General features: G+C 70.7%; 22 protein-coding genes and 1 pseudogene. 13 read left to right on the top strand and 10 right to left on the bottom strand.

Translation table 11 applies throughout. From position 1 onward, the window contains the following. Positions 1 to 4 precede the first annotated feature (4 nt). Complete coding sequence (gene argS, locus AC5YDV_RS13870) at positions 5 to 1,639, bottom strand: arginine--tRNA ligase (RefSeq protein ID WP_496183923.1); 1,635 nt, start codon at positions 1,637 to 1,639, stop codon at positions 5 to 7. 142 nt (positions 1,640 to 1,781) lie between these two features. Between argS and AC5YDV_RS13865 the strand changes: the two genes are divergently transcribed. The 3 genes and pseudogenes from AC5YDV_RS13865 to AC5YDV_RS13855 all read left to right on the top strand — a co-directional run. Next, on the top strand, positions 1,782 to 3,116 hold the full coding sequence (locus tag AC5YDV_RS13865) for a M20/M25/M40 family metallo-hydrolase (RefSeq protein ID WP_496183922.1): 1,335 nt from the start codon (positions 1,782 to 1,784) through the stop codon (positions 3,114 to 3,116). Further along, entirely contained in the window at positions 3,113 to 4,555 is a 1,443-nt protein-coding gene (locus AC5YDV_RS13860; protein WP_496183921.1) for an MFS transporter, read from the top strand. The genes AC5YDV_RS13865 and AC5YDV_RS13860 overlap by 4 nt, the downstream gene beginning before the upstream one ends. A gap of 209 nt (positions 4,556 to 4,764) precedes the next feature. Further along, a pseudogene (locus AC5YDV_RS13855) lies at positions 4,765 to 5,094 on the top strand (helix-turn-helix domain-containing protein); the annotation flags it as partial. A 113-nt stretch (positions 5,095 to 5,207) separates the two neighbouring features. On the opposite strand, the gene AC5YDV_RS13850 reads toward AC5YDV_RS13855, so the two are convergent. The 4 genes from AC5YDV_RS13850 to AC5YDV_RS13835 all read right to left on the bottom strand — a co-directional run bounded on the left by AC5YDV_RS13850 (position 5,208) and on the right by AC5YDV_RS13835 (position 9,470). Further along, complete coding sequence (locus tag AC5YDV_RS13850) at positions 5,208 to 5,885, bottom strand: SanA/YdcF family protein (RefSeq protein ID WP_496183920.1); 678 nt, start codon at positions 5,883 to 5,885, stop codon at positions 5,208 to 5,210. A gap of 85 nt (positions 5,886 to 5,970) precedes the next feature. Next, positions 5,971 to 7,644, bottom strand: coding sequence for a glucose-6-phosphate isomerase (gene pgi / locus AC5YDV_RS13845; RefSeq protein ID WP_496183946.1), 1,674 nt, complete (start codon positions 7,642 to 7,644; stop codon positions 5,971 to 5,973). Between the two features lie 121 nt (positions 7,645 to 7,765). Continuing rightward, positions 7,766 to 8,767 carry an SH3 domain-containing protein gene (locus tag AC5YDV_RS13840; protein ID WP_496183919.1) on the bottom strand — a complete coding sequence of 334 codons (1,002 nt, stop codon included), beginning with the start codon at positions 8,765 to 8,767 and terminating at the stop codon, positions 7,766 to 7,768. A gap of 85 nt (positions 8,768 to 8,852) precedes the next feature. After that, on the bottom strand, positions 8,853 to 9,470 hold the full coding sequence (locus tag AC5YDV_RS13835) for a beta/alpha barrel domain-containing protein (RefSeq protein WP_496183918.1): 618 nt from the start codon (positions 9,468 to 9,470) through the stop codon (positions 8,853 to 8,855). 104 nt (positions 9,471 to 9,574) lie between these two features. Between AC5YDV_RS13835 and AC5YDV_RS13830 the strand changes: the two genes are divergently transcribed. Together AC5YDV_RS13830 and AC5YDV_RS13825 are read left to right on the top strand one after the other, a co-directional pair. Further along, complete coding sequence (locus AC5YDV_RS13830; RefSeq protein WP_496183917.1) at positions 9,575 to 10,486, top strand: aminoglycoside phosphotransferase family protein; 912 nt, start codon at positions 9,575 to 9,577, stop codon at positions 10,484 to 10,486. 19 nt (positions 10,487 to 10,505) lie between these two features. Continuing rightward, on the top strand, positions 10,506 to 11,150 hold the full coding sequence (locus tag AC5YDV_RS13825; RefSeq protein WP_496183916.1) for a TetR/AcrR family transcriptional regulator: 645 nt from the start codon (positions 10,506 to 10,508) through the stop codon (positions 11,148 to 11,150). Here the strand turns inward: AC5YDV_RS13825 and dcd are convergent. Continuing rightward, positions 11,128 to 11,706: a dCTP deaminase gene (dcd, locus tag AC5YDV_RS13820; protein ID WP_496183915.1), complete on the bottom strand. Its 579-nt coding sequence runs from the start codon at positions 11,704 to 11,706 to the stop codon at positions 11,128 to 11,130. The genes AC5YDV_RS13825 and dcd overlap by 23 nt on opposite strands. 130 nt (positions 11,707 to 11,836) lie before the next feature. On the opposite strand from dcd, the gene AC5YDV_RS13815 reads away from it, so the two are divergent. From AC5YDV_RS13815 to AC5YDV_RS13795, 5 genes are all read left to right on the top strand, one after another. After that, a complete protein-coding gene (locus AC5YDV_RS13815; protein WP_496183914.1) occupies positions 11,837 to 13,531 on the top strand; it encodes an ABC transporter substrate-binding protein in 1,695 nt (564 codons plus the stop codon). Between the two features lie 77 nt (positions 13,532 to 13,608). Then, positions 13,609 to 14,619 carry an ABC transporter permease gene (locus AC5YDV_RS13810; RefSeq protein ID WP_496183913.1) on the top strand — a complete coding sequence of 337 codons (1,011 nt, stop codon included), beginning with the start codon at positions 13,609 to 13,611 and terminating at the stop codon, positions 14,617 to 14,619. A 13-nt stretch (positions 14,620 to 14,632) separates the two neighbouring features. Continuing rightward, positions 14,633 to 15,598 carry an ABC transporter permease gene (locus AC5YDV_RS13805; RefSeq protein WP_496183912.1) on the top strand — a complete coding sequence of 322 codons (966 nt, stop codon included), beginning with the start codon at positions 14,633 to 14,635 and terminating at the stop codon, positions 15,596 to 15,598. A 4-nt stretch (positions 15,599 to 15,602) separates the two neighbouring features. Continuing rightward, complete coding sequence (locus AC5YDV_RS13800) at positions 15,603 to 16,625, top strand: ABC transporter ATP-binding protein (protein ID WP_496183911.1); 1,023 nt, start codon at positions 15,603 to 15,605, stop codon at positions 16,623 to 16,625. Further along, the gene (locus AC5YDV_RS13795; protein ID WP_496183910.1) at positions 16,622 to 17,734 is read left to right on the top strand and encodes an ABC transporter ATP-binding protein; all 1,113 of its coding nucleotides are present in this window, start codon (positions 16,622 to 16,624) and stop codon (positions 17,732 to 17,734) included. Before AC5YDV_RS13800 ends, AC5YDV_RS13795 begins: the two co-directional genes overlap by 4 nt. A 25-nt stretch (positions 17,735 to 17,759) precedes the next feature. Here the strand turns inward: AC5YDV_RS13795 and AC5YDV_RS13790 are convergent, their stop codons facing one another. Then, the gene (locus AC5YDV_RS13790) at positions 17,760 to 18,857 is read right to left on the bottom strand and encodes a CaiB/BaiF CoA transferase family protein (protein ID WP_496183909.1); all 1,098 of its coding nucleotides are present in this window, start codon (positions 18,855 to 18,857) and stop codon (positions 17,760 to 17,762) included. Positions 18,858 to 18,894: 37 nt separating this feature from the next. On the opposite strand from AC5YDV_RS13790, the gene rarD reads away from it, so the two are divergent. Then, positions 18,895 to 19,821, top strand: a complete 927-nt coding sequence (rarD, locus tag AC5YDV_RS13785) for an EamA family transporter RarD (RefSeq protein WP_496183908.1) — start codon at positions 18,895 to 18,897, stop codon at positions 19,819 to 19,821. A gap of 24 nt (positions 19,822 to 19,845) precedes the next feature. Here the strand turns inward: rarD and AC5YDV_RS13780 are convergent, their stop codons facing one another. Genes AC5YDV_RS13780 through AC5YDV_RS13770 form a run of 3 tightly spaced genes read right to left on the bottom strand, consistent with a single transcriptional unit; the run spans position 19,846 to position 23,432 of the window. Next, positions 19,846 to 20,199 carry a DUF6547 family protein gene (locus AC5YDV_RS13780; RefSeq protein WP_496183907.1) on the bottom strand — a complete coding sequence of 118 codons (354 nt, stop codon included), beginning with the start codon at positions 20,197 to 20,199 and terminating at the stop codon, positions 19,846 to 19,848. Positions 20,200 to 20,231: 32 nt separating this feature from the next. After that, the gene (locus AC5YDV_RS13775) at positions 20,232 to 21,113 is read right to left on the bottom strand and encodes a GTP-binding protein LepA (protein ID WP_496183906.1); all 882 of its coding nucleotides are present in this window, start codon (positions 21,111 to 21,113) and stop codon (positions 20,232 to 20,234) included. A 57-nt stretch (positions 21,114 to 21,170) separates the two neighbouring features. Next, a complete protein-coding gene (locus tag AC5YDV_RS13770; RefSeq protein WP_496183905.1) occupies positions 21,171 to 23,432 on the bottom strand; it encodes an SDR family oxidoreductase in 2,262 nt (753 codons plus the stop codon). 68 nt (positions 23,433 to 23,500) lie between these two features. Between AC5YDV_RS13770 and AC5YDV_RS13765 the strand changes: the two genes are divergently transcribed. Further along, positions 23,501 to 24,286 carry an SDR family NAD(P)-dependent oxidoreductase gene (locus AC5YDV_RS13765; protein ID WP_496183904.1) on the top strand — a complete coding sequence of 262 codons (786 nt, stop codon included), beginning with the start codon at positions 23,501 to 23,503 and terminating at the stop codon, positions 24,284 to 24,286. Further along, positions 24,283 to 25,986: an FAD-binding oxidoreductase gene (locus tag AC5YDV_RS13760; RefSeq protein ID WP_496183903.1), complete on the top strand. Its 1,704-nt coding sequence runs from the start codon at positions 24,283 to 24,285 to the stop codon at positions 25,984 to 25,986. Before AC5YDV_RS13765 ends, AC5YDV_RS13760 begins: the two co-directional genes overlap by 4 nt. The last annotated feature ends 3 nt before the right edge of the window (positions 25,987 to 25,989 follow it).

Genomic DNA, 25,989 nt, shown 5'->3' with positions numbered 1-25,989 from the left:
AACCTCACATGTGGTCCGGCGCCTCGATGCCCAGCAGGCCGAGGCCTGTGGCCAGCACCTGCTTGGTCGTCGCGCAGAGCGCGAGCCGGGACGCCCGCACCTCGCCGGAGGACTTCAGGACCGGGCACTGCTCGTAGAACACGCTCATCGCGGAGGCGAGTTCGAACAGGTAGGTGCACAGCTTGTGGGGCTGGAGGTCCTCGGCGACGAGCGCGACGATCTCACCGAAGCGGGACAGCAGCAGCGCCAGCGCCTGCTCGGCCGGCTCCTCGAGCACGGTGATGTCGGACCAGGCGATGCCGTCCGCCTCGGCCCGGCGGAGGATCTGGTTGGCGCGCGCGTGCGCGTACTGCAGGTAGGGGCCGGTGTCGCCGGTCGTCGCGGTCATCCGCTCGGCGTCGAAGACGTAGTCCTTCTGCAGCTGGTTGGACAGGTCCGCGTACTTGATCGCCGCCAGCGCGACCGGGCGCGAGACGTGCTCCTCGGCGGCGTCCAGCAGGTCGATCAGGTAGGCGGCCGTGCCCTCGCGCGTGGAGAAGGGACGTCCGTCGCGTCCGAGCACCATGCCGTAGCCGACGTGCTCGGTGACCAGCTCGTCCGGGACATAACCGGCCTTGCGGGCCACCGCGAAGACCAGCTCGAAGTGGTTGCGCTGGCGGGCGTCCGTGACGTAGATGAGGCGGTCGGCCCTGAGGGTCTCGGCGCGGTACTTCAGGGCTGCGACGTCGGTGACGTCGTAGCCGTACCCACCGTGCCGGTTGCGCAGGATCGCCGGCGCCTCGAAGCCGTCGACGAACACGACGAGCGCACCGTCGTCCACGACGGCGATGCCGCGGGACTCCAAGTCGGTGCAGACGTCCTCCAGCATGTCGTTGTAGAACGACTCGCCGGCGATGTGCTCGTCGGTCAGCCGGACGCCGAGCCGGTCATAGGTCTCGTTGAAGCCCACCAGCGAGACCTCGATGAGGCGCTGCCAGATGCCGCGGGTCCGCTCGTCACCCGCCTGCAGTTGCACGACGCGCGAGCGGGCCCGGTCGGCGAAGGCCTCGTCCGCCTTGAGCCGCTCGTTGGCGCGCTTGTAGAGCTCCTCGGCGCCCGCGAGGTCGAGCGTGGAGAGGTCGAGGCCCTCGTCCAGCGTCTGCTCGATGAGCATGCCGAACTGGCGGCCCCAGTCGCCGATGTGGTTCTGCGGCAGGACCTTGTTGCCGCGCGCGGTGAGGACGCGGTTGAAGCAGTCTCCGATGATCGTCGTGCGCAGGTGGCCGACGTGCATCTGCTTGGCGACGTTCGGGGAGCTGTAGTCGATGACGATCTTCTGCGACTGCGCCACCTGGTCGATGCCGGCGTGCGGGTCCGCGAGCAGGTCGGACGCCGCCCGCGCCAGCACGCTCGACTTGATGCGGAAGTTGATGAAGCCCGGGCCGGCGACCTCGAGGGGCTCGCACAGGTCGGCGACGTCGATCCGCTCGATCAGCGCGGCGGCGACCTCACGCGGGGGGCGTCCCTCGGTCTTGGCCAGGCGCAGCGCCACGTTGCTCTGGAAGTGTCCGAACTGGGGCTTCGTGGCGGGCCGCATCTCCGGGTCGACCCCGGCTGCGGCCTCGACGCGCGCGGTGAGCAGCGAGGCGAGCGATTGCATGATGGACATTCTCCCACACGGGAGGAGCCCTCCCCCGTGCTGCATTGTGTGTAAACAGAACTGGTCATCATGGGGGTACTTCGCCTCAACAAAATGCAGCACGGGGGTGCGGTGTCCCGGCCGAAGGTCCTAGCCTGACGCGATGGACTCACCCGACGAGCTCGCCCATCGCCTGGGACGCCTCGTCTCCCATCCGACGATCACCTCGCCCGAGCCCGAGGGGACCGATCCGGAGCCATTCGAGGGCCTCCACGCCACGCTCGCCGAGTTGTACCCGCTGCTGCACGAGGGCTGCGAACTGACACGCGTCGGACGCCACGGGTTGCTGTTCCGCTGGCCCGGCACGGACGCCGACGCCGAGCCCCTCGTGCTCATGGCCCACCAGGACGTGGTGCCCGTCGACGGCCAGGACTGGACGTCCGACCCGTTCACCCCGACCCTGCGGGACGGCAGGCTCGTGGGCCGCGGAACCCTCGCCGACAAGGGCGCCCTGCTCGCCATCGCCGAGGCCGTCGAGGGCCTGCTCGGCCGGGGCTTCTCGCCGCGCCGCGACGTGTGGTTGTTGTTCGGGGACGACGAAGAAGTGGCCGGGACCTCCGCGCAGGAGGCGTCCGACCTGCTGCGCGCCCGCGGCGTCCGGCCGTGGCTGGTGCTCGACGAGGGCGGAGCGGTCGTGGACGGCGGCCTCCTGCCCGGCGTCGCCACGCCCGCAGCGATGATCGCGGTGGCGGAGAAGGGCATCCTCACCGTTCGGCTCAGCACGGCGGACGCCGGCGGCCACGCCTCGACGCCGCACAAGAGGGGCGCCACGGCGCGGATCGCCCGCGCGGTCGTCCGGCTGGAACGGCGCCCGTTCCCCGCCCGGCTGGCCGCCCCCACCCGCGCCATGCTGACCACCCTGGGCGCCCACGCGACCGGCGGGCTGAGGGCGCTCTACACCAGGGCGGACGCCCTCGCGCCCCTCTTCGCCCGGGCCCTCATCGCCGCCGGCCCCGAGACCGCGGCGGTCGCGCGCACCACGATGGCGGTGACGCAGTTGGCCGGGTCGCCGGCGTCCAACGTGCTCGCGACGCGGGCGGAGGCGGTGGTGAACCTCCGCCTGGACACCCGGACCACCGTCGCGAACGCCGTCGCGTACCTCCGGCGCGCGATCGCGGATCGCTCGATCGCCATCACGGTCGAGGGTGCGACCGAGGCGTCCCGCATCTCGAGGACCGACGACGACCGCTGGACTCTCCTGACCCGCGTGGCGAGCGAGGTCTTCCCGGACGCCGTGCCCTCGCCGTACGTCCAGAACGGGGCCACGGACGCGCGCCGCTTCGCTCCGTGGTGCGACCACGTCTATCGCTTCGCGCCCTTGCGCATGTCGAACGGCGACCGCGCCCGGATCCACGCCGCCGATGAGCAGGTGTCCGTGGTGACGCTGGCCGAGGGCGTCCGCTTCATGACCCGCCTCATCGAGGAGGCCTGCGCATGACCCACCCGCGACGCGGCCTGGCCGGTCTGGGCGCCCTCGTCCTCGCGCTGGCCCTGGTGGAGATCACCTCGGGCATCCTGCAGGGCTACTACACCCCGATCCTGACCGACATCGCGCGGCGCGTGGACGTCCACGACGCCGACGTGAACTGGCTCGAGGCCGCCCAGTTGATGGTGTCGGCGCTGTCGGTGCCGATCCTCGCGAAGATGGGCGACCTGTGGGGCCACAAGCGCATCCTGCTGGCGGCCACCGCCCTCACCGCCCTCGCGTCGTGGGGTGTCGCGTTCGCGCCGTCGTTCGCGACGCTGCTGGTGGCGTGGGGACTGCAGGGCTCGTACGCCGTCTGGCTCCCGCTCGAGGTGGCGATCATCTACCTGACCGCCTCCCGGGGCGGGTCGTCGGACGTCCCGGGCGACACCCGCCGCGCCGCCGCGTTGCTCGTGTTCGCGCTCGAGGCGGGCGTCATCGCCGGTGCGTTGGCCTCCGGCGGGCTGGTGGACGTCCTTCCCTTCACCGTCACATTGGCCCTGCCCGCCGTGGCGGTGACGCTCTGCCTGGTCGCCATCGCCGCGCTGGTGCCCCCGCTGCCGCCCACGGCGTCCGGGCGCCTGGACACCGGCGGCATCGCCTGGCTCACCCTCAGCCTCGTCCTGCTCATGACGGGCCTGTCGCTCGTGCGGTTGGTGGGGGTGGTGAGCCCGTGGACCTGGCTCGCCCTCGTCGCGGCCTTCGCGGTGCTCGTGCCGTTCGTCCGCCACGAGCGGGGCGTGGACGAGCCGCTCGTGGACGTCCGGATGCTCACCTCCCCCGCCCAGTGGCCCGTGCAGCTGACGGCGGGTCTCTTCGGCGTCTCCGTGCTCGGCGCGCAGGTGCCGCTGTCGACCTTCGCGCGCACCGACCCGGACGCCGTGGGCCACGGCCTGGGCCTGTCGGCCGGCTCGGTGTCCCTCATCATCGGCGCCTACGTGCTGTCCCTGGCCGTCGGGGCGCTGCTCCTGCCGCTGGCCTCCCGGCTGCTTTCGCCGCGCGGGGCGCTGGTGGCGGCGTCCGCGTTCGTGGCGGTCGGCTACCTGCTGTTCCTGCCGTTCCACGACACGCTCGCGCAGACGCTGACGAACATGGTCGTCGCGGGCCTGGGTTCGGGGCTGCTCGTGGCTGCGCTGCCGGCGTCCGCGGCCGCCGTGGCTCCCCCTGACCGGACTGGCATGGCGTCCGGCCTGACCAACGCGACGAAGACAGTGGGCGGTTCCATCGCGTCCGCTGTGTTCGGCGTGGCGCTGTTCAGCGGCGTGACGGCCGAGGCCGTCGAGGCCGGCCAGACGGCCGCCCCGCTGGCGGGTTACCTGATCGTGTGGACCGTCTGCGGCGCGACCGCCGCCGTCTGCGCGGTGGTGTTGGCCGTGGTGGTGCCGAAGGGATCGTTCATGCGGGTGTCGTGACCGACCACGTCAGTTCCTCGTCTGGGGCGTGATGTCGCGCCGCCCATCGACCAACTTGCTGAGCAGGGTCTTCAGGGTCGTCCGCTCCTCCTCGGTCAGGACCGAGACCCAGGCCGCCTCGCGCCGGTTCTGCGTACGGTACGCCTGCGGGCTTCTCGTGGCTCAAGCTCCTGCTCTGGGTCCTCACCGATGTCGATTCCCCTGACGGGATGGTCGTCCGCACGAGTGGCGCCCACTACCTCGAACAACTCATCGTCGACGGCCTCATCCTCGCCCAGGCGGATCTCGAAGCCACCCCCGCACCGCCGTCGAAGGTCATCGCCTCAGCGATCGAGTTCATGCGAGCCCACCTCCATGAGGCGTGCACCCCCGCCGACGTCGCGGCGGCGGTGCACGTCAGCGTTCGGGCGCTCCAGGAGGGCTTCCGCAAGCACCTCGGGACCACGCCGATGAAGCACCTGCGTGACCTACGTCTCGACGCTGTGCACTCCGAACTCATCGCCGCCCCTCCCGGGGAGTCCAACGTCTCGGAGATCGCCTACCAGTGGGGGGGTCTCCCACATGGGCCGGTTCGCGCGGGACTACCGGGAGCGCTTCGGGGTCCCCCCGTCCGTCACGCTCCGGACGCCGTTCCGCAACGTCGCCTGACCGGTCAGGCGTCCGCCAGCGCACGGACCACGGCGTCCCGGTCGCCGTCGAGGGTCGGCGTCCGCCGTGTGGTCAGGTCCCAGACCATCTTCAGGTTGGCGCCGACCTCCCGGCGTGCGAACTGGTCCCAGCGCTTGCTGGTGCGCTTGACCGAGACGTCGCCGACGCCCACGGCGTCCACCCCGACGGCTCGGCAGGTGGCGACCGCGCGCGACAGGTGGTAGCGCTGGCTGACCAGGAGGGCGTCGGTGACGCCGAAGACGTCCCGGGCGCGGACACAGGTGTCGTACGTGTCGAGCCCGTACTCGTCCTCGACGATGCGCTCCGCGGGAACCCCTTGCGCCACCAGGTACTTCTTCATGTTGGTGGATTCCCGGTTGTGCTCGGGTGCGTTGTCCCCGGACACGATCAGCACCTTGGCCTTCCCGTCCTTGAAGAGCCGGACGCCGAGGTCCAGGCGCGCGCGCAGGTAGGGGGACGGCCGCCCCGAGGGATACATCTCGGCACCGAAGATGATCGCCACGTCGCGCGCCGGCGCTTGGGTCGCGGTCAGGTTGCGGTCGGACGCCATGGCCCGGGTCCACAGCGTGGGGGCGACGATGGCCGCCGCGCCGAGTCCGACGAGCGCGGCGAGGACCCCGAGCACGCGTACCACGGGGCGCCGTTGGGGAGGGGAAGTCACGCATCCACCTTAGGCGCCCCGTGATGCGAGCCCTCGGCGGGCTGGGCCCGAGCCCTAGGCGGGCTGGACCCGAGCCCTCGGCGGGTCAGGTGCGGTTGGCCCGGTAGTACTCGATCAGGGCCTTGGTGGAGGGGTCCTGGGCACCCAGGGCCTCGGCGTCGCCGCCGATGGCCGGGGTGATCTGCTTGGCGAGGACCTTGCCGAGCTCCACGCCCCACTGGTCGAAGGAGTTGATGCCCCACACGACGCCCTGGGTGAACGTGATGTGCTCGTACAGGGCGATCAGCTGGCCCACGACCGACGGGGTGAGCGACGGCGCCATGATCGACGTCGTGGGCCGGTTGCCCTTGAACACCTTCGCGCTCACCAGTTGCTCGGCCACGCCGTCGGCGCGGACCTCGTCGGCGGTCTTGCCGAACGCGAGCGCCTTGGTCTGGGCGAAGAAGTTCGCCAGGAACAGCTCGTGGACGTCCTGGTCGCCGTCCTTGAGGGCCCGGTGCGGGGTGGCGACGGCGATGAAGTCCGCCGGGATGAGCTGCGTGCCCTGGTGGATCAGCTGGTAGAACGCGTGCTGGCCGTTGGTGCCCGGCTCACCCCAGAAGACCTCGCCGGTCTCGGTGGTGACCGGCGTGCCGTCCGCCTTCACGCCCTTGCCGTTGGACTCCATGGTGAGCTGCTGCAGGTAGGCGGCGAAGCGGTGCAGGTACTGCGCGTACGGCAGCACCGCGTGCGAGCCGGCCTTGAAGAAGTTCACGTACCAGACGTTCAGCAGGCCCATCAGCGCCGGCACGTTCTCGCGCCACGGCGTGGTGGCGAAGTGCTGGTCGATGACGTGGAACCCGTGCAGGAAGTCCTCGAAGTTCTCCTTGCCGATGGCCACGACGACGGCCGTTCCGACCGCGGAGTCGACCGAGTAGCGGCCGCCGACCCAGTCCCAGAAGCCGAAGGCGTTCTCGGGGTCGATGCCGAAGGCGGCGACCTTGTCGAGCGCAGTCGAGACGGCCACGAAGTGCTTGGCGATGGCGTCCGTCTTCGACGCCTCGGAGCCGTCGATCGCGCCCGCCTTCTCGAGCCCCTCGAGCAGCCACGTGCGCGCCATGTTGGCGTTGGTGATGGTCTCCAGGGTCGTGAAGGTCTTGGACGCCACGATGAACAGGGTCGTCGCCGGGTCGAGGTCGACGGTCTTCTCGTAGACGTCGGTGGGGTCGATGTTGGAAACGAAGCGGCACTCCAGGCCGTCCTGCTTGTACGCCTTGAGCGCCTCGTAGACCATGACCGGGCCGAGGTCGGAACCGCCGATGCCGATGTTGACGACGGTCTTGATCGGCTCGCCGGTGACGCCCTTCCACTCACCCGAGCGAACCTGGTCCGCCCACGCGTACACCTTGTCGAGCGTGGCGTGGACGTCCGCGACCACGTCCTGGCCGTCGACGGTCAGGGAGTCGGCCCTCGGACGGCGCAGCGCCGTGTGCAGGACCGCGCGGTCCTCGGTGTTGTTGATGTGGTCGCCGCGGAGCATGGCGTCGCGCCTGTCGGCCAGGCCGACCTCGTCGGCGAGCGCCACGAGGGCGTCCAGCACCTCATCGGTGAGCAGGTTCTTCGACAGGTCCACGTGCAGGTCACCCGCGGTGCGAGTGAAGGCCTGGGCGCGGTCCGGGTCAGCTTCGAACCAGCCTCGCAGGTCGGGGGTGAAGTTCTCCTTGAGCTGGGCGAGCCTGCCCCAGGCGGCGGTCTTGGTGACATCACTCATGGACGCCAGCCTAGGGCTCATGTCCGACCCGGGCGGAGCGGTGGGCAGAAATGCACCGACCCCCGTCGCTCTCTCGTGAGCACCGGGGGCCAGGCGGCCAGGGGACGGCAGGCGTCAGGGGGAACCGTCGTCAGGGCAGGACCACGGACACGTGCACGTGGTCGTAGTGGTTCGCCGTGACCGAGCCACGGTTCGCCATGGGGCGCCAGTAGGGCTTGTAGGGCGTCCAGATCTTCTGCTCGAAGATGATGTGGTCGACGTGGAACTCGGCCGCGTTCGCAACCAGGAAGTTCGCGACCGCCCAGCCCTTGGCGGAGTCGGTGTACGTCATGAAGTCGATGGCGCCGCCGGAGCCGTGGTTGGACAGGTTGTTGCCCGAACGGTACCCACCGATCGAGCTGAACGACCAGCGGGCGGTGACGGCGTTGTAGACGACCATGGCGCGCGGCTTGAGACCCAGCACGGACTTGCCGGGGGCGGGAGCGGTGATCTTCTCGGCGGGCGCTGCCTTGGCCTGCTTGGTGGTCGCGGGCTTGGCAACCGGCTTGACCGGAGCCTTGTCACCCAGGCGGGCGTCGAGGACGTAACCCACCTTGCTGTCGAAGGCGACCTGGCGGTACTCACCGACCACACGGTCGAGAACCTCGACCTTGTCGCCTGACTTGACCGAACCGAGCTCCGCGGCATCACTCGACGCCTGGGCGCGGACGGTCAGGTTGGCCTGGGCGTACTTGGTGCCCGCCGGGGCGCCGAAGGCGTCGGCCCAGCCGCCGACCACGAACGTCGCGGCACCCTCGGCCGGGGCTTCGGCGGACGCAGCCGCGGCGGGGGTCTCCGCGGCTGCCTGCTCGGCGGGGGCCTCCTGGACCAGTTCCCGCGCATTGTCGCGGCTCAACGGGTCGACCTCGCGGACAGGGGCCGGGGTCGCCGTGGTGGACTGCTCGGCGGCGCGGAGATTCAGCGCGAACGCGCCGGACGTGGCGAGCAACGCCACGGAGACAGCGGTGGGAGCGACGCGTGAGAGGAGGACGTCGGAACGCGTGCGCGCCGCGCGGCGGGCCGGGACCATGAACGCGGCGGCAGGAGCGAGGTCACCGGCCGGCGCAGCCGCGGCTCGACGAGCTTCATACATCTCTGACTCCGATTGCTTGACGCTGAGACGAGTACAACCTATCTGAGATTTTCTCAGGGTCAAATCGGGGGGCCTCAGGTTTCGCTCAGTTGCCGTTCAGCTCGCGGAATGCCGCCGCCCGGCGCGCCACCTCATCAGGGGAGTTGGCATCGCTGCCGTCGCCCGGACGCAGGACGACGTCCGACACCACGGCCGCGGCGGCCCCGGCCTGGAACCACATCTCGCACTGGTAGCGCTCGAGCCTGCCCCACGGGACCAGTGCGACATCGGGGAACATCGGGGGGAGGACCCGGGCGTACGCCGTGCCCAACACGTCCGCCGGGGTGACGAGGACGACGCCCGCACCCTCCCCCGCCGCTGCGGCGACCTCGCCCGGGGTGAGCGCGCCGCCGAGCAGGGGCGTGCTCCCGGCGGCCGGCACCAGCTCGGGGCCGGCGACCGGCGACAGGATGAAGTGGGCCCCGGCCTCCACAGCGCGACGCACGCCCTCGGCGTCCGTCACCCCGGACACGCCCACGCGCGCGCGGTGCCGGTGCAGTGCGAGCACCTCGGGCAGGCGATGGACGAGCTGGATCGGGAACGCCCACGCCCCCAGCCCCTCCTGGAGGAGCACCTCGGCGAGCACGATCCAGTCCTCGACGTCGGTGCGCGGGACCTCCACCACGATGCGGTGTCCACGCAGGGCCGTTTCCAGGACGCTCATGGCGCCCATCATGCCGCACGCGGTTCGGCGGGGTCCGGCGGGTTCGATCCGGCAACTCGGGCAACTGGTTTGGCTTGTCCGTCCGGGTGGCATGGAATGGTGTCATGGCCTCTGCCCCCTCTGCCGACCTCGACACCTCCGCGGACCTCGTGGGGCGGCTCCTGACCGACCAGGCGCCGGCACTGGCCGACCTCCCGATCCGCCTCCACGCGCACGGGTGGGACAACGACACCTACCGCCTCGGCGAGTCACTGGCCGTCCGGCTGCCCCGACGCGAGGTCGCCGTGCCGCTGATCGAGCACGAGGCGACCTGGCTGCCCCTGCTGGGCGGCCTCGTCACCCTCCGGACCCCCCAGCCGATCGTCGTCGGCGCACCCTCGGACGCCTTCCCCCGGCCCTGGCTCGTGGTCGAGTTCATCCGGGGCGAGCCCGTCTCGTCCGTGCCGGTCGAGGAGCGCACCGCCTTCGCGCGGCAACTCGCGGACTTCCTGTGGTCGCTGCACGTGCCCGCGCCCACGGCGGCCCCCTTCAACCCCTTCCGCGGTGGCTCCCTGGCGACCCCGCTCGCCGCGGAGCGCGTCGGCCAGCGCCTCGACCTGCTGCGGCGGGCGGGCGCGGACGGCCTCGCCGACGAACTCCTCCCCCGCTGGGAGGCGTGGCGGCACGCCCCCGACTACGACGGCGCGGACGTGTGGCTCCACGGCGACCTGCACCCCCACAACCTGCTGCGCGGGGCCGACGGCCTGTTGTCCGGCGTCATCGACTGGGGGGACGTGACCACGGGCGATCCCGCCTGCGACCTGGCCACCGGGTGGCTCACCTTCGACCCGGCCGGACGCGCCGACTTCCGCGGTCAGATCGACGAGGGCGGGCCCGTGGACGAGGCGACCTGGACCCGCGCGAAGGCGTGGGCCCTGCACCTGGGGCTGCTGCTCGTCACCGAGACCGACGACCAGCCGTGGCTGACGGCGATCGGGCACCACGCCCTGCAGCAAGTCGCCTCCGAGACGGCCTGAAACCTCTAAGATCCCCCTCGTGCCCAGACCCAGGACGTACCCGGACGACCTGCGCGACCGACTCGTCGCCGCGGCCCTGGAGCGTCTCCGCCACCTCCATCCAGAGGAGGTCTCACTCCGGGACCTGGCGGCTGAGTGCAGTACCTCCACGAACGCGATCTACTCGATGTTCGGTGGGAAGGACGGCCTGATCGACCGCGTGGTGGAGGTCGCGCGGGGAGAACTGATGGACGAGGTGGTCACCCCCAGCACCGCGGAGCCCGGGTTGGTGGGCCTGGCCTCGGCCGGGTACCTCTGTCGGGCCTGGGCCCGCCGGCAGCCCGCGCTGTTCCAGCTCATGTTCTCCTTCGAGCCCTCCGCCGAGATCCCGACCGGGGTGAGCTCCGAGGACCTGGCGCACCTCATCGGCATGCTCGAGGAACTGATGGACCGGGGAATCCTCAAGACCCAGGACCCCACCGCCGTGGCCCTCACGATGTTCGCGGCGCTGCACGGCTTCATCCTGTTGGAGCTCGCGCTGTGGCCCGAAGGGGGGCCCGAGGCGGACCACTACTTCGCCGCCCTCCAGTCCCACCTGGCCCAGGGCGTGGTCACGCCCGAGGCGCTCGAGGCGCTGGCCGCCGCGGAGGCGGACCAGCCGGTCAGCCCACCACTGAGCGCGTGAAGTTCTCCCAACTGCGGGACGCCGTCGGGCCGCGCTGCCCCTGGTAGTGGCTGCCGCGCCGGGCCGACCCGTACGGGTGCTCCGCCGCGGAACTGAGCTGGAAGAAGCACAGCTGCCCGATCTTCATGCCCGGCCACAACTTGATCGGCAGCGTCGCGACGTTGCTCAGCTCGAGGGTGACGTGCCCGGTGAAACCCGGGTCGACGAACCCCGCGGTGGCGTGGGTGAGGAGGCCGAGGCGTCCCAGCGAGGACTTGCCCTCCACGCGCGCCGCGACGTCGTCCGGGAGCGAGACCTGCTCCAGCGTGCTCGCCAGCACGAACTCGCCCGGGTGGAGGATGAACGGCTCGTCGGCCTCCACCTCGACCAACCGGGTCAGGTCGGGCTGTCCCTCGGACGGGTCGATGAACGGGTACTTGTGGTTGTCGAAGAGCCGGAAGTAGCGGTCCAGGCGCACGTCGACACTGGACGGTTGCACCAGCGTCGGGTCGAACGGGTCGAGGCGGACGCGTCCAGCCTCGATCTGGGCGGCGATGTCGCGGTCTGACAGGAGCACGGGACCACGATAGGGCCCTGTCTCGGTTGGGTCACGATCGCCTTTCGGGGGCAGACACGTCCGCCCACGCTCTGGTTTCGTTCTGGAACCGACGTCGGGCACCTGCCCCGACCGCTTGGAAGGAGCGAGCATGCTCTCTCGTGCCATGAAGACTGCGGTGGGTGCCATCGCAGTGGCGATCGCGCTGACCGGCTGTGCCGCGTCCCAGCGTGACGCCTCGACCGCCGCCCCCGGCACAGCCGGCGGGACGGCCGGCGCTGGGGCGTCCGATGCAACGTTCATCTTCGGCGCTGCCGGCGCTCCGAAGTTGTTCGACCCCTCCTACGCCAGCGACGGCGAGACCTTCCGCGTGACCCGGCAGATCTACGAGGAGCTCCTCTCCTTCGAGCCGGGCACCGCCAAGGTGGCACCCGGCCTCGCCACGGAGTGGAAGCCCACGGCGGACGGCCTGAGCTGGGACTTCACGATCCGTGAAGGTGTCAAGTTCCACGACGGGACGGCCCTGGACGCCCAGGCCATCTGCACCAACTTCGAGCGCTGGTACAACCTGAAGGGCGTCGCCCAGACGACCGCCGTCGCCTACTACTGGGCCAACAACTGGGGCGGCTTCGCCGGCGACGGAAAGCCCACCCTCTACGGCGGCTGCGAGGCGAGCGAGCCGATGGTCGCGACCATCAAGCTGACGCGCGTCACGTCGAAGTTCCCGGCGATCCTGGCCCACAACGCCTACGCCATCCACAGCCCCGCGGCCATGGAGAAGTACGACGCCAGCAACGTGGTCGCCCAGGGCAGCGGCTTCACCTACCCGGAGTACGCCACGAAGTACCCGACGGGCACCGGCCCCTTCACCTTCGGCGGCTACGACGACGCCAAGGGTGAGGTCACGCTGAACCGCAACGAGAACTACTGGGGCGACAAGGCCGGGGTGGCGAAGATGGTCGTCCGCACCATCCCCGACGAGTCGACCCGTCGTCAGGAGCTGCAGGCCGGGACCATCCACGGTTACGACCTGCCGAACCCCGTGGACTGGAAGGCCCTCGAGGACTCGGGCAACACCGTCGCGATCCGTCCGGCCTTCAACGTGTTCTACGTCGGCCTGAACGCGACCAAGAACGAGGCGCTGAAGGACCTGAGGGTCCGCCAGGCCCTGTCGTACGCCATCAACCGCGAGCAGCTCGTGAAGTCGCAGCTGCCCGAGGGTGCCGAGCCGGCCAGCCAGTTCTTCCCCAAGGCCGTGTCGGGCTACAACACCTCGCTGCAGCCCCACCCGTACGACCCGGAGAAGGCCAAGTCCCTGCTCGCCGAGGCCGGCCATGCCAACCTCACCATCGAGTTCTGGATGCCCACCGAGGTGACCCGCCCGTACATGCCGGATCCGGCCTCCCTCTACGAGGCCATCCGCAGTGACTGGGAGAAGGTCGGCGTGACGGTCACCCCGGTCGCCAAGCCGTGGAACGGCGGCTACCTGGACGGCGTCAACAAGCACGAGGCTCCCGCCTTCCTCCTGGGCTGGACCGGTGACTACGACTCGGCCGACAACTTCATCGGCACGTTCTTCACCAAGCAGGACAACCAGTTCTCGACCGGCAACTACCCGTTCGCCCAGGAGTTGACCGACGCCCTCGTGGCCGCCGACTCCGAGCCGGACGCGGCCAAGCGGGACAAGATGGTGTCCGACCTGAACAAGAAGATCGCCGAGGAGTACGTCCCCGCCCTTCCGATCTCGCACAGCCCGCCGGCCCTGGTGGTCTCGAACAAGGCCAAGGGCCTCGTCCCGAGCCCGCTGTCGGCCGAGGACTTCTCGACCGTCACCATCGAGGGCTGACCCACCGAGCGGGGGCCGTGGACGCGACCCACGGCCCCCGCTGCTCGCCGTCCACCGACCAGATGTGAGGGAACTGCGTGGGTAGGTACATCGTCCGACGACTGCTGCAGGCGGTCCTCACCCTGTTCGTGCTCAGCATCCTGCTGTTCGCCTGGCTGCGTTCGCTGCCCGGCGGGCCCGTGTCCGCCCTGCTCGGCGAGCGCAGCACCCCCGAGGACCTCGCCGCCCTCCGTGCGGCCCTCGGCCTCGACCAGCCCATCTGGGTGCAGTACGGGCTGTTCCTGCAGCGCGCGGTGACGGGCCAGTTCGGCATCTCCACGGGCGTGCTGCCCGGACGCGACGCGTTCGAGATCTTCCTCACCCGTTTCCCCGCCACCGTCGAGCTGTCCATCTTCGCGCTCACCCTGGCGATCGTGGCCGCGGTGCCGCTGGGCTACCTCGCCGCACGTCGCCGCGACACGATCCTCGACACGGGGTCGGTGCTGATCTCCCTCGTCGGCATCGCCGTGCCCGTCTTCTTCCTGGCGTTCGCGCTGAAGTACGTCTTCGCGATCGAGTTGGGCTGGCTGCCGCCGTCCGGACGCCAGTCCGTCGGCATCAACGCCACCCCCGTCACGGGCATGTACGTCCTGGACGGCCTGCTCACCCGCGAGTGGGACGCCGCCTGGGACGCCCTGCGCCACCTCGTCCTGCCCGCCCTGGCCCTGAGCTCCATCCCGTTCGCGGTGCTGCTGCGCATCACGCGGGCGTCCGTGCTCGAGGTGCTGGACGAGGACTACGTCCGCACCGCCCAGGCCAAGGGCCTGCGCGCCGCGACGATCCGCGGACGCCACGTCCTGCGCAACGCGCTCATCCCGGTGGTCACGACCATCGGGCTCCAGACCGGAGCCCTGCTCGCCGGGGCGGTGCTGACCGAACGCGTGTTCACGTTCCGCGGGGTGGGGCACGCCCTCGCCTACGGCTTCGAGACCCGCGACTACCCGGTCCTGCAGGTGCTGATCATGATGGCCGCGCTCATCTACATCGTGGTGAACACGGTCGTCGACATCGCCTACGCCGCCATCGACCCGCGGGTGCGGATCCGCTGAGAGGGGGCTGGACATGACCGACGAGAAGAGGCCGTTCCCCCTGTCGCCCACCGCGACGAAGCAGCGGATCGACGAACTCGCCGACGCGGGACGCGTGGCGTCCGGTGAGGGCGTGAGCCTGTGGCAGAGCGCCTGGCGCCGACTGCGCCGCAACGGGGTGTTCCTGTTCGGCGCCGCCATCGTCGTGGCGTTCATCCTGCTGGCCGTCATCGCGCCGTTCATCGCGCCGAACGATCCCGCCACGCGCGTCCTGATCGACCAGGTGAACCGTCAGACCAACCCGGTGCCCGGCCCGCAGCCCGGCTTCCCCCTCGGCGGCGACAACCTGGGGCGCGACCTCCTGTCCCGCCTGATGGTGGGGGCACGCCAGACCCTGATCGTCGGCGTCCTCGCCACCCTCGGCGGCCTGGCCGGCGGCATGGCGCTCGGGACGCTGGCCGGCGCGTTCGGCGGCTGGGTCGACGCGGTCGTCATGCGTGTCGTCGACGTGTTGCTGTCCATCCCGTCGCTGCTGATGGCCTTCACGATCGCGGCGATGTTCCGCTCGCCGTCCCAGTGGACGGTCATCCTGGCGATCGCGATCATCCAGGTGCCGGTGTTCGCCCGGCTCCTGCGCGGCTCGATGCTCGCCCAGCGGCACTCCGACCACGTGCTCGCGGCGCGGGCGCTGGGCGTCCGGAAGGGGCCGATCATCTTCCGCCACATGCTGCCGAACAGCCTGGGCCCGGTGATCGTCCAGGCGACGCTGGTGCTGGCTACGTCCATCATCGACGCGGCGGCATTGTCGTTCCTCGGCCTCGGCAACCCCGACGACCGCGCTCCGGAGTGGGGGCAGATGCTCGGCAACGCCCAGCCGTACTTCGACTCCCACCCGCACCTGGCCGTCTACCCCGCCCTCTGCATCATCGTCGTCGCGCTCGGCTTCACCCTCGTGGGCGAGTCGCTGCGCGAATCCCTCGACCCGAAGTCCCGCAGGTGACCCCATGACGAAACCACTGCTCGAGGTCGAGGACCTCTCGGTCCAGTTCACCGGCCAGGGACGCGAACCCTTCACCGCCGTCGACAGGGTCACGTTCGACGTGAGTCCCGGCGAGGTCGTGGGCCTCGTGGGCGAGTCGGGCTGCGGCAAGTCGGTCACCTCGCTGGCGATCATGCGGTTGCTGCCGCGACGCGGCAACAGGGTGGCGGGCAGCGTCCGGTTCCAGGGGACCGAGTTGACCGCCCTCTCGGACGCCCAGATGCGCGACAAGCGCGGCGCCGAACTGGCGATGATCTTCCAGGACCCGCTGTCGTCGCTGAACCCGGTCGTCCCGATCGGCGTCCAGGTCGCCGAGGTGATCGAGCGGCACCGCGGCGAGAAGCGGGCCGTCGCCCGGACGCAGGCGGCCGAGATGCTCGAGAAGGTGGGGATCCCCGACCCGACGCGGCGCCTGAAGGAGTACCCGCACCAACTGTCCGGCGGGATGCGCCAGCGCGCGCTGATCGCGATGGCGCTGGCCTGTGAACCGCGGCTGCTGATCGCCGACGAGCCGACGACCGCCCTGGACGTGACCATCCAGGCCCAGATCCTCACGCTGCTGCGGGAACTGGTCGTCAACTCCGGAACCGCGCTGATCATGATCACCCACGACCTGGGCGTGGTGGCCGGCCTGTGTGACGGCGTGAACGTCCTCTACGGCGGCCGCATCGTGGAGCGGGCCAAGCGACACCCGTTGTTCGCCGAACCGCGCCACCCCTACACCGGTGGCCTGCTCGCCTCGATCCCCCGGGTGGGCGGCGACCGCCACGAGCGCCTGTCCCCGATCCCGGGGTCGGTGAACGACAACATCCCGTGGGACCACGGCTGCGCCTTCGCCCCGCGCTGCCACAACGAGGGCGAGCTCTGCCGGACGGTCACCCCACCGCTGGAGCCCGACACCGAGGCGCGCACCGACGGTGGACTACGCCTCTTGCGCTGCCACTACCCGCTGGCTCGCCGGCACACGACCGAGGAGGCGGGGGCATGACCGACGCCCTGGTGGAGGTCCGCGGAGTGAAGGTGCACTTCCCGATCAAGCGAGGGTTGGTCTTCGACCGGACCATCGGACACGTGTACGCCGTGGACGGGATGGACCTCACGATCCGGCGCGGCGAGACCTACGGGCTCGTGGGCGAATCCGGGTGTGGCAAGTCGACGTTCGGACGCGCGCTGCTCCAACTCGAGGAGCTCACGGCCGGTTCTGTACGCCTCGACGGCGTGGACCTCGCGACGTTGCGGGGCGAGGAGTTGCGTCGGCAGCGCCGCCACATGCAGATGGTGTTCCAGGATCCGCTGGGCAGCCTCGATCCGCGCCAGACCGTCGAGCAACTGCTGCTGGAGGGGATGCAGGCGCACGGGTTGGCGTCCGACGCGAGGAGTGCCCGGGATCGCCTCGTCGGGCTGCTGGCCGCCGTCGGCCTGCCGGCGTCCGCGCTGAGCAAGTACCCCCACGAGTTCTCCGGCGGCCAGCGCCAGCGCGTCGGCATCGCCCGGGCGCTGTCGGTCGACCCCGAGCTGATCGTTGCCGACGAGCCGGTCTCCGCCCTGGACGTGTCCGTGCAGGCGCAGGTGATCAACCTGCTGGAGGACCTGCAGGACGAGTTCGGGCTGACCTACCTCGTGATCGCGCACGACCTCGCCGTCGTCCGGCACATCTCGGACCGGATCGGCGTCATGTACCTGGGCGCGCTGGTCGAGGAGGCCGAGGCGGACGACCTGTACGACGAGCCCCTGCACCCGTACACCCGGGCGCTGCTGTCGGCCATCCCGGTGCCGGACCCGGTCGTCGAGGACTCCCGCGAGCGGATCATCCTCGCCGGCGACCTGCCCTCCCCCGCGAATCCGCCCACGGGCTGCCGGTTCCACACCCGCTGCCCCTGGGCGCAGCCAACCCGGTGCGCGACGGAGAGGCCGGAGTTGCGCGTGGTGTCGGTCCCGGGCGTCCCCGAGTCCCACCGCGTGGCCTGCCACTGGGCCGAGGGCATCGCCGCCGGCGAGATCCAGCGCCACGCGGTCGCGACCGTGATCAGCGAGCCGGTCGAGACCCCCGAGCCGGCTCCGCACGGCATCCCCGGGACGCTTCTGCTCCCCGAGTAGGCCGAGCGGGTGTGCTGCACAGGGGTCAGGCGAGGACGCCTCCGGCGTGGTCGGCGCTCGCGTTGCCGGGCGCGATGGGGCCCGCCGGGGTCCGGGAGAGCTTCGGGGCCGGCGCGGGCTGCCAGAGTCCCCCGACCTCGACCATCGTCGCGCGGGCGGCGTTGTGCGCGTCGTGGCGGACCTCGCTCATGCGCAGGATCGGCTCGAGGCAGGCGTCCGTGCCCTCGGCGCGCGCGGCCCACTCGGCGCGGGTCCGCTGCCGGATGGCGCCTCCGATCGCCTCACGCAGGATCGGCCAACCGTCGCGGTCGTGCTGGTCGGGCAGTTGGGTGGGGTCGAGTTCCAGGAGTTCGAGCAGGTGGGCGTAGAACTTCGACTCCAGCGCCCCGACGGACACCCACTCGCCGTCCGCGGTCTCGTAGCAGTCGTAGAACGGGGCGCCCGAGTCGACGAGGTTCACGCCCCGTCGGTTCTCGTCCCACAGGCCCAGTTGCGCGAACCCGTGGAAGGCCGTGGCCAGCAGCGTCGCCCCGTCGAGGATCGCGGCGTCCACAACCTGGCCCTGCCCGGAGGACTGGCGCTCGTACAGGGCGGCGAGGATCCCGAAGCAGAGCATCATCGCCCCGCCACCGAGGTCACCGATGTAGGCCAGCGGGACGGTGGGGGGCTGGCCGGCACGTCCGAGCGTGGAGAGGGTGCCGGACGCCGCCATGTAGTTGAGGTCGTGGCCGGCCCGCGTGGCCTTCGGACCGTACTGCCCCCAGCCCGTGACCCGGCCGTAGATGAGGCGCGGGTTGATGTCGAGGCACGTGTCGGGGCCGACACCGAGGCGTTCCGCCACCCCGGGGCGGTTGCCCTCGATGATGACGTCGGCGGTGCGCACCAGGTCCAGCACGGCAGCACGGCCCTCGGGGGTCTTCAGGTCGAGCTCGATGGTGCGGCGGTTGCGGTGGATGATGTCGGTCCGGCGGTCACCGATCGGCCCCACCGGGGGCACACCGCCGGGTCGCTCCACGTGGATCACCGTCGCCCCGTGGTCGGCGAACATCATCGCCGCGAACGGGCCGGGCCCGATGGTGCCGAGTTCGATGACCGTGAGTCCCGCGAGTGCGCCCGTCGTCATGGGTCCATCGAACCAGAGGACTGCGTAGAGTGCTCGGGTGTCCGCGTCCCCTGACCAGCCCGCCCCCGCGTCGCCCGACGGGGCGGAACGCTCCCGTGGACTCGCCGCAGGGGTGGGGGCCTACATCATCTGGGGCTTCTTCCCCCTGCTGTTCCCGCTGCTGAAGCCGGCCGAGCCGCTCGAGATCCTGGCGCACCGGATCGTGTGGTCCCTCGCGGCGGTCACGGTGACCCTGCTGGTGCTCCGGCAGTCCTGGGGCTGGCTGCGGAGCAACCTGACGAGGCATCGCCTCCCGTGGCTGTTCGCGGCCTCGGCCCTCATCGCCGTGAACTGGCTGACCTACATCTGGGCGGTGAACTCGAACCACGTGGTGGAGGCGAGCCTGGGCTACTTCATCAATCCGCTGGTCAACATCGTGTTGGGCGTGCTGCTCTTCGGCGAGCGGATGAGTGCGGGCGGACGCGTCGGCACCCTGCTCGCCCTCGCCGGGGTCTGCGTGATCGCGTGGGAGAACTGGGCGGGCGTGTGGATCTCCCTGGTGCTGGCGTTCTCGTTCGGGCTCTACGGCGCGGTCAAGAAGCGGACGAGCGTCCCCGCCCTGGGCGGGCTCTTCCTCGAATCGGCGGTGCTGCTTCCGCTCGCGCTGGGCTACTGGGCCTGGCTGGCCTCGGTGGGTGGGAGCCACTTCGGGACCTCGGCGTCCCTGTCGTGGCTGCTGGTGCTCGCGGGCGTCCTGACGGCCATCCCGCTGTGGCTGTTCGCGATCGCCGCCCAACGCCTGCCGTACGGCGTGGTCGGGATCCTGCAGTACCTGGGCCCGACGATCCAGTTCCTCCTGGGCATCACGGTGTTCGGCCAGCAGGTGGGGTGGTCCTACTGGGCCGGTCTGGTGCTGGTGTGGGCCGGTTCGATCGTGTACCTGCGGTCGGTGTTCGTCCGGGTGCGGGCCTTCCGACGGGGGTGAGAGGCTCGGGCGGGACTGAGGCGCTCAGGCGACCGGCCAGTCCCACCCGTCGAGGCGGCCGAGGAAGTCGTCCGAGGGATCGCCCTCGTAGCCCACGTGGAAGGGCTCGAGCTTGGCGGCCTGGAGGACCTCCAGGGCGTTGAACACGCCGGAGGCGAACTCCTCGGCGAGGACCACGGCCAAGGCCTCACGCTGGTCGGCGTCCAGGCTCGCAACCAGCCGGTTCAGGGCGCTCTGGGGGACGTCGTCGTCGTCCGCGTTCTCGTTCCAGACGCCGACGCGGATGCGCTCGGCGGACACCTGGCCCGGGCCGGAGCAGCACACCACCATGGCGTCGATCATCTGCCGGTACATCCAGCGGGGGTCGTGCTCGGTCATGGCTCCATCATGCCCTCTCGCTCGGGTGACGCTCAGAGGTTGGGGGTGAAGTCCCCACGCTCCCGGTACAGGTCGACGGCCTCCCGGAGGGCCGCGAGCACATAGGGCGGGAAGTCGAGGCCCTGGTGCTGGGCCCACAGCAGGCTGGCCTCGAGGCGTCCGATCTCCTTGGCGAAGACCTCGAGCTCTGATTCGAAGCCGAGCTTCGTGATGACCTCGCCCATCTGGGCCTTGTAGCGCGGGACCTGGTGCGTGCCCACGAGTTCGTACGAGAAGGACCGCAGCCGCTGGGCGAGCCACATCTGCCACGGCCGGAGGGTGCCGTCGGTGGTGACCTTCTCGGCGCTCATGCGGTAGAAGGCGAAGTGGCCCGGTTCCTGGCGCTTGATCGGGTTGATGATCGTCTCGCGGACGGCCTTCTCCCCCATCTCGTCCAGCTGCGTCCCGAACGCGTTGTACGCGAGGACGGCCTGGCGCTCCGTGGAGGCTCCGGTGAAGTAGTAGATGGTGCGCGCCACGTCCTGGATGGGCTCGAACCTCGCCATCGCACCCAGCGCCTTCACCGCGAAGCCGACCTGCAGGAGGGGCTCGGACGCGGGGAGGCCGATGCGCTTCTTGAGCTCGTCGAGGATGAGCCCGTGCTGGATCTCCTGGCCGTACCACACGTCCGCGTAGAAGACCCGGTCGGCCTGCGACGGGTTCGGCATGATCGTGAGCAACTCCAGCACGTTGCGTTCCACCTCGAGCTCCACGCGCGCGAGGTAGTCGAGGACGCCGGCGAAGCGGCCGGCCATCGCCCGGGGATCGGAGACGGTGAAGTCGACGGAGTCGAAGGGGACGGGCGGGTGCTCCTCACCCATCTTGTTCACGTGCGCGAGGAGGAGGGCGTCAGTGATCCTGGACGTACGAGCCACGCGGACACCATAGCCGCCCGCGCGGCAAACCGAACGATCGCTCTGGCCGGTCAGGGGTCAGGCGTGCTTCCAGTCCTCGATGGGCCAGTAGAGCCGCGACGCCGTCCTGTAGAGCGGCAGGTCGGGGTTCACGGCGACGGGTCGCCCGAGCAGTTGCAGCCACGAGGCGTCCGCGATCGAGTCGCCGTAGCCGTGCGAGCGGGACAGGTCGTAGCCGCCGGCCGCGGCGTACGACTTGAGCCACTGGGCGCGGGCCTCGTCGACGAGCGGCGGGGTCGCGAGGTAGCCGGTCAGCACGCCGTCGCGGGCCGCCATCGAGGACGCCGCGACCTCGTCGAACAGGTGCGCCAAGGGCGCCGCGAAGAGGTCCAGCGAGCCCGTGACGAGCACGGTCCGGTGCCCGGCGGCGCGGTGCTCCTCGAGACGGGCCAGTGCCCCCGGGCGCAGCGACCGGACGACGTTCCGGCCCCAGCCGCCGCCGACGACGCGCTCGATGTCGGCGACCCGGGTGCCGGCGTAGCGGCGCGAGAAGGCCCGGACGAACTCGCCCCGGTCGCGCCGCTCCGCCTGGAGGTACACGGGCAGCTTCCCGACGAGGTCGGCCAGCTCCCCGGGCAGCTCACGCAGCGGGCGCAGGCGTCCCATGATGGAGAGGTACTGCGTGACCAACGAGGACGGCAGCAGGGTGCCCTCGAGGTCGAACACGGCCAACACGTCCGTGCCGGACTCCAGCTTGCGTGCCTGCGATCGCGTCGCGCGACGGGCCGAGGACGCCCGCGCGTGCACCTTGGCCAGCGACGTCATCGCGGGCAGGTGGACCTGCTTCCAGTAGTGGCCCCACTCGATGTCGCGGACGTCGAAGGTCCGGTCGGCGGGGGTGTCGGCCGGCAGCTTCGCGCCCAGCGCGCGGGTCTGCTGGTCGTCGAACAGCATCTCGGTCCGCGTGTAGCTCTGGTACAGGTCGACGTAGGTGCGCAGCGACCCCAGCCCGCGCTCCATCTTCGACAGCGAGGTCGCCCACTGGCGGGTCCGCGACGTGGACGGCAGCGCGTCGCCGACGCGGGATCCGAGGGCCGAGAGCCGCTCCTTGATGCGCAGCGAACGCTCCGCGGCGTTGTTGGCGGGGAACCGCCACGTGGGCACGATGATCGGACGGCCCTTGTCGTCCTCGAGCGTGTTGGCCACGAAGTACTCGCGCACCTCGGCGTACATGCGGTGGAACGGCAGCGGGTTCGAGGCGCCGGAGCACACCTGGTAATAGCCGACCTCGGGAGCGGGGGCGACCTCGGCCTCCGCGTCCGCTCGATCCGCCGGGGACGACTGGTGGCCCAGCGTCGCCAGGGCCATGATCACGTTCACGACGTAGTCGACGGGGATGACGTCCAGCACCGAATCGGGCAGGCCCGGGAACTCGGGGAGCGCACCCTTGGCGTAGGCCATGATGAGCGGGTCGGCGACCTTGAAGCCGTCGATCCAGCCCGGGAACGGGTGCCGCAGCGCCGACTCGATGATGGCCGGCCGGACGATCGAGAGGCGGTGGCCCTTGCCGGCCCACTCCTCCTCCGCCACGCGCTCGCCCAGCGCCTTGGAGAACGTGTAGACATCGGTCCACCCGACCGAGCGGGCACGCGTCCTCCCCAGCTCCACCAGCCGGTCATTCACCCACGCGAGCCGCGCGGCCTCGGACGCCCTGGCCACCGACTTGGGGCCCTCCTTGCCGTGGCCACGGGTCGCCTCGTTGATGAAGGCCTGCAGCTGTTCGGGCGTCCGGGACGCGGCCTCGGCCTCCACGTGGGCGATCTCGGCGGCGGCGAGCTCGGCGCGCCAGTCGACCTCGTGGTCGACGGACGCCTCGGGCCGCAGCCCCTTGGCGATGCCGCCGACGTAGCAGGTGGACACGTGGATGACGTGCGGGTCGAGACCGGACGCCTCGAGCGCGGCGTACAGCGCGCGCGGGCCGCCGACGTTGTTCGCGAACGACTCGTCGATCGGGGCGTCGAAGCTCACGGTGGAGGCGGAGTGGATCACCACGTCGACCGGGATGTCGATGCGCTCGAGCGTGGCGAGGTCGGCCTCGAGGACGCCGGTCCGCTCGGCCCAGATGCGCTTGGCCTCGGCGTCCCCGACCGCATCGCGCCAGGTCTTGAAGACGGGCTTGCGCATCAACCGGTCGAGTCGGCTGCGGGCGTCCTGGCTGCCCTTGCGACGGATGACCGCTGTGACGTGGGCGTCGGTGTCCGCCAGTAGGCGTTCGAGGACGGCCTGCCCGAGGAAGCCGGTGACGCCGGTGAGCAGCACCCGCACGGGTTGGGTCGACACGCAGGTCTCCTTCCGCGAGGCGACGGGGGTCGCCTTCGAAGGGGCAGCGTAATGTAGCGTGCCCTTCCATGCGGATAGCGCTCATCACCGGAGGCACGTCCGGGATCGGGCTGTCGTTCGCCCGAGCCCTGGCGCGCGACGGCGTCTCCCTGGTCCTGGTGGCTCGCGACCAGGCGCGTCTGGACGCGGTGGCCACGGAGTTGGCCGCCGCCCACGGCGTCCGGGTCGAGACGCTGGCCGCCGACCTGACCGACCGCGCCGACCAGGCCCGGGTCGCCGAGCGGCTGCGGCAGGGCGACATCGACACCCTGGTCAACAACGCCGGCTTCTCGCTGAAGACGCCGGTCGTCGACGGCGACGACGCGCTCGCCGACGCCGCTTATGAGGTCATGGGCCGCGCGCCCCGCGTGCTGTCGGGGGCGGCGGCGTCCGTCATGAGGGCCAGGGGCGAGGGCTGGATCATCACCGTCGCCAGCGTGTCCGCGCTGACACGGCAGGACTCCTACTCGGCGCTCAAGGCGTACGCGTTGGCCCTGACGGAGGTGCTCGCGCTCGAACTGGTCGGCTCGGGAGTGAACGTGACGGCGGTCCTGCCGGGGTGGACGCGCACCGAGTTCCACTCCCGGGGTGGCTCGGGCCGCAAGGGCGTGCCCGACTTCCTGTGGCTCAGTCCCGATCGCGTCGCCCGGGACGCCCTGCGCGACGCCCGGGCCGGGCGCGTCGTCTCGATCCCGAGCAAGCGCTACAAGGTGGCGGGAGCGCTGTTGAACCTCCTGCCCAACGCAGCCATCCGTGCCCTGTCCCGCCGCATCAAGGGCAAGCCGAAGTCCCCCAGTGAAGGAGCAACGCCGTGAAGCAGGTCAAGCACATGAAGTGGTGGGGCTGGGGTGAGGAGGGCGTCTTCTTCAACTACGAGAACAAGCCCGCGTTCGCCCCCTTCGTCAAGCGGCACCTCGGCATCGACCTGCGTCCCCGGCAGGTGGACACCATCCCGTTCGACGCCTCCACGGTCCCCGACTCCCCGCTCCCGGACGCGCTGCGCGACGCCTTGGTCGCGGCCACGGCGTCCGACCGCGTGACGACGGACGCCCACGAGCGCGTCGTCCACGGCCACGGGTCGTCGGTGACCGAACTGCTCCACGTGTCCCGCTTCGACTACGGGCGCCTGCCCGAGGTGGTCGTCCACCCGACGACGGACGCCGAGGTGCAGGCCGTCCTGCAGGCGTGCCTGGCCCACGACGCCGTGGTCGTCCCGTTCGGCGGCGGCACGAACATCTCACGCTCCCTGCAACTCGACCCCGCGGAGACCCGTCCGATCGTGTCGCTGGACATGGGCCTGATGGTCGGCGTCCACGAGCTCGACGAGGAGTCCGGCCTGGCCCGGATCGGCGCGGGCATGCTCGGCCCCGACCTGGAGGAGGCCCTCGCGGCCCGCGGCTGGACGCTCGGCCACTTCCCCGACTCGTTCACCCACTCCACGCTCGGCGGCTGGGCCGCGACGCGTTCTTCGGGCATGCAGTCGGACAAGTACGGCGACATCGCCGACATCATCCGCGGCATGACGGTCGTGCGCCCGCAGGGCATCGTGACGCTGAAGCCGGTGCCGTCGGAATCCACCGGCCCGTCGCTGCGCGAGATGTTCATCGGCTCGGAGGGGCGCCTGGGCGTCATCACCGAGGTCTGGGTGCGGATCCACCGGCTCGCCGAGGAGCGCGTCGTCGTCGCCTACATGTACCCGACGTGGTCGGACGCCGTCGACGCGATCCACACGATCAACTCCCACGAGGTGCCCACCACCTTCGTGCGCATCTCGGACGCCAACGAGACCGCCTTCTCCCTGTCGACGCAGAAGGAGGCCACCACGCTCAAGAAGAAGCTGGAGCACAAGGCGCAGGAGCAGCTGTGGGCGTTCATGCGCCGCCGCGGCTGGGACACCGACGCCATGTGCATCAGCTACGTCTGCTTCGAGGGCTCCAAGGCGGACGTCGACGCCCGTCGCCGCCAGGTGGCCCAGATCGCGAAGCGCCACGGCGCCCTCGTGCTCGGCACCGGACCGGGTGCGCTCTACGACCAGAAGAAGTTCGACACCCCGTACCTGCGTGACTTCCTGCTCGAGCAGGACGTCATGGGCGACGTGTCCGAGACGTCGGCGCCGTGGTCGAGGATCAACCCGATCCACGACGGGGTCTACGAGGCGGTGAAGGCGGCGTTCGACCGGCTCGACAAGCAGGGCTTCATCATGTGCCACCTCTCGCACAGCTACCACGTGGGCGCGTGCCTCTACTTCACGTTCGCGTTCCAGGCCGGTGAGGACGCCGATCGCGAGTACGCGACCGTGAAGACCGCGATCCAGCAGGCGTTCATCGACCACGGCGGCACGCTGTCCCACCACCACGGGGTCGGCATGGAGCACGCGCCCTGGATGGAGCAGGTGCTCTCGACCGAGGGCGTCTCGCTCATGCGGACCCTCTTCGATGCGACCGATCCCGGCCGGAACCTCAACCCGGGCAAGATCATCGACCCGGCGCTGTCGCTGTACGACAAGCTCGGCTGATCC

Source organism: Propioniciclava sp. LT432, from assembly GCF_059515965.1.
This window is presented reverse-complemented; position numbering and strand designations above follow the sequence as displayed.

What these genes read in the sequence shown, in the direction of transcription:
- argS (WP_496183923.1), bottom strand. Translation starts at nt 1,639, where the DNA reads ATGCAATCGCTCGCCTCGCTGCTCACCGCGCGCGTCGAGGCCGCAGCC.
- AC5YDV_RS13865 (WP_496183922.1), top strand. Translation starts at nt 1,782, where the DNA reads ATGGACTCACCCGACGAGCTCGCCCATCGCCTGGGACGCCTCGTCTCC.
- AC5YDV_RS13860 (WP_496183921.1), top strand. Translation starts at nt 3,113, where the DNA reads ATGACCCACCCGCGACGCGGCCTGGCCGGTCTGGGCGCCCTCGTCCTC.
- AC5YDV_RS13840 (WP_496183919.1), bottom strand. Translation starts at nt 8,767, where the DNA reads ATGTATGAAGCTCGTCGAGCCGCGGCTGCGCCGGCCGGTGACCTCGCT.
- AC5YDV_RS13835 (WP_496183918.1), bottom strand. Translation starts at nt 9,470, where the DNA reads ATGAGCGTCCTGGAAACGGCCCTGCGTGGACACCGCATCGTGGTGGAG.
- AC5YDV_RS13830 (WP_496183917.1), top strand. Translation starts at nt 9,575, where the DNA reads ATGGCCTCTGCCCCCTCTGCCGACCTCGACACCTCCGCGGACCTCGTG.
- AC5YDV_RS13815 (WP_496183914.1), top strand. Translation starts at nt 11,837, where the DNA reads ATGCTCTCTCGTGCCATGAAGACTGCGGTGGGTGCCATCGCAGTGGCG.
- AC5YDV_RS13805 (WP_496183912.1), top strand. Translation starts at nt 14,633, where the DNA reads ATGACCGACGAGAAGAGGCCGTTCCCCCTGTCGCCCACCGCGACGAAG.
- AC5YDV_RS13800 (WP_496183911.1), top strand. Translation starts at nt 15,603, where the DNA reads ATGACGAAACCACTGCTCGAGGTCGAGGACCTCTCGGTCCAGTTCACC.
- AC5YDV_RS13795 (WP_496183910.1), top strand. Translation starts at nt 16,622, where the DNA reads ATGACCGACGCCCTGGTGGAGGTCCGCGGAGTGAAGGTGCACTTCCCG.
- AC5YDV_RS13790 (WP_496183909.1), bottom strand. Translation starts at nt 18,857, where the DNA reads ATGACGACGGGCGCACTCGCGGGACTCACGGTCATCGAACTCGGCACC.
- AC5YDV_RS13780 (WP_496183907.1), bottom strand. Translation starts at nt 20,199, where the DNA reads ATGACCGAGCACGACCCCCGCTGGATGTACCGGCAGATGATCGACGCC.
- AC5YDV_RS13765 (WP_496183904.1), top strand. Translation starts at nt 23,501, where the DNA reads ATGCGGATAGCGCTCATCACCGGAGGCACGTCCGGGATCGGGCTGTCG.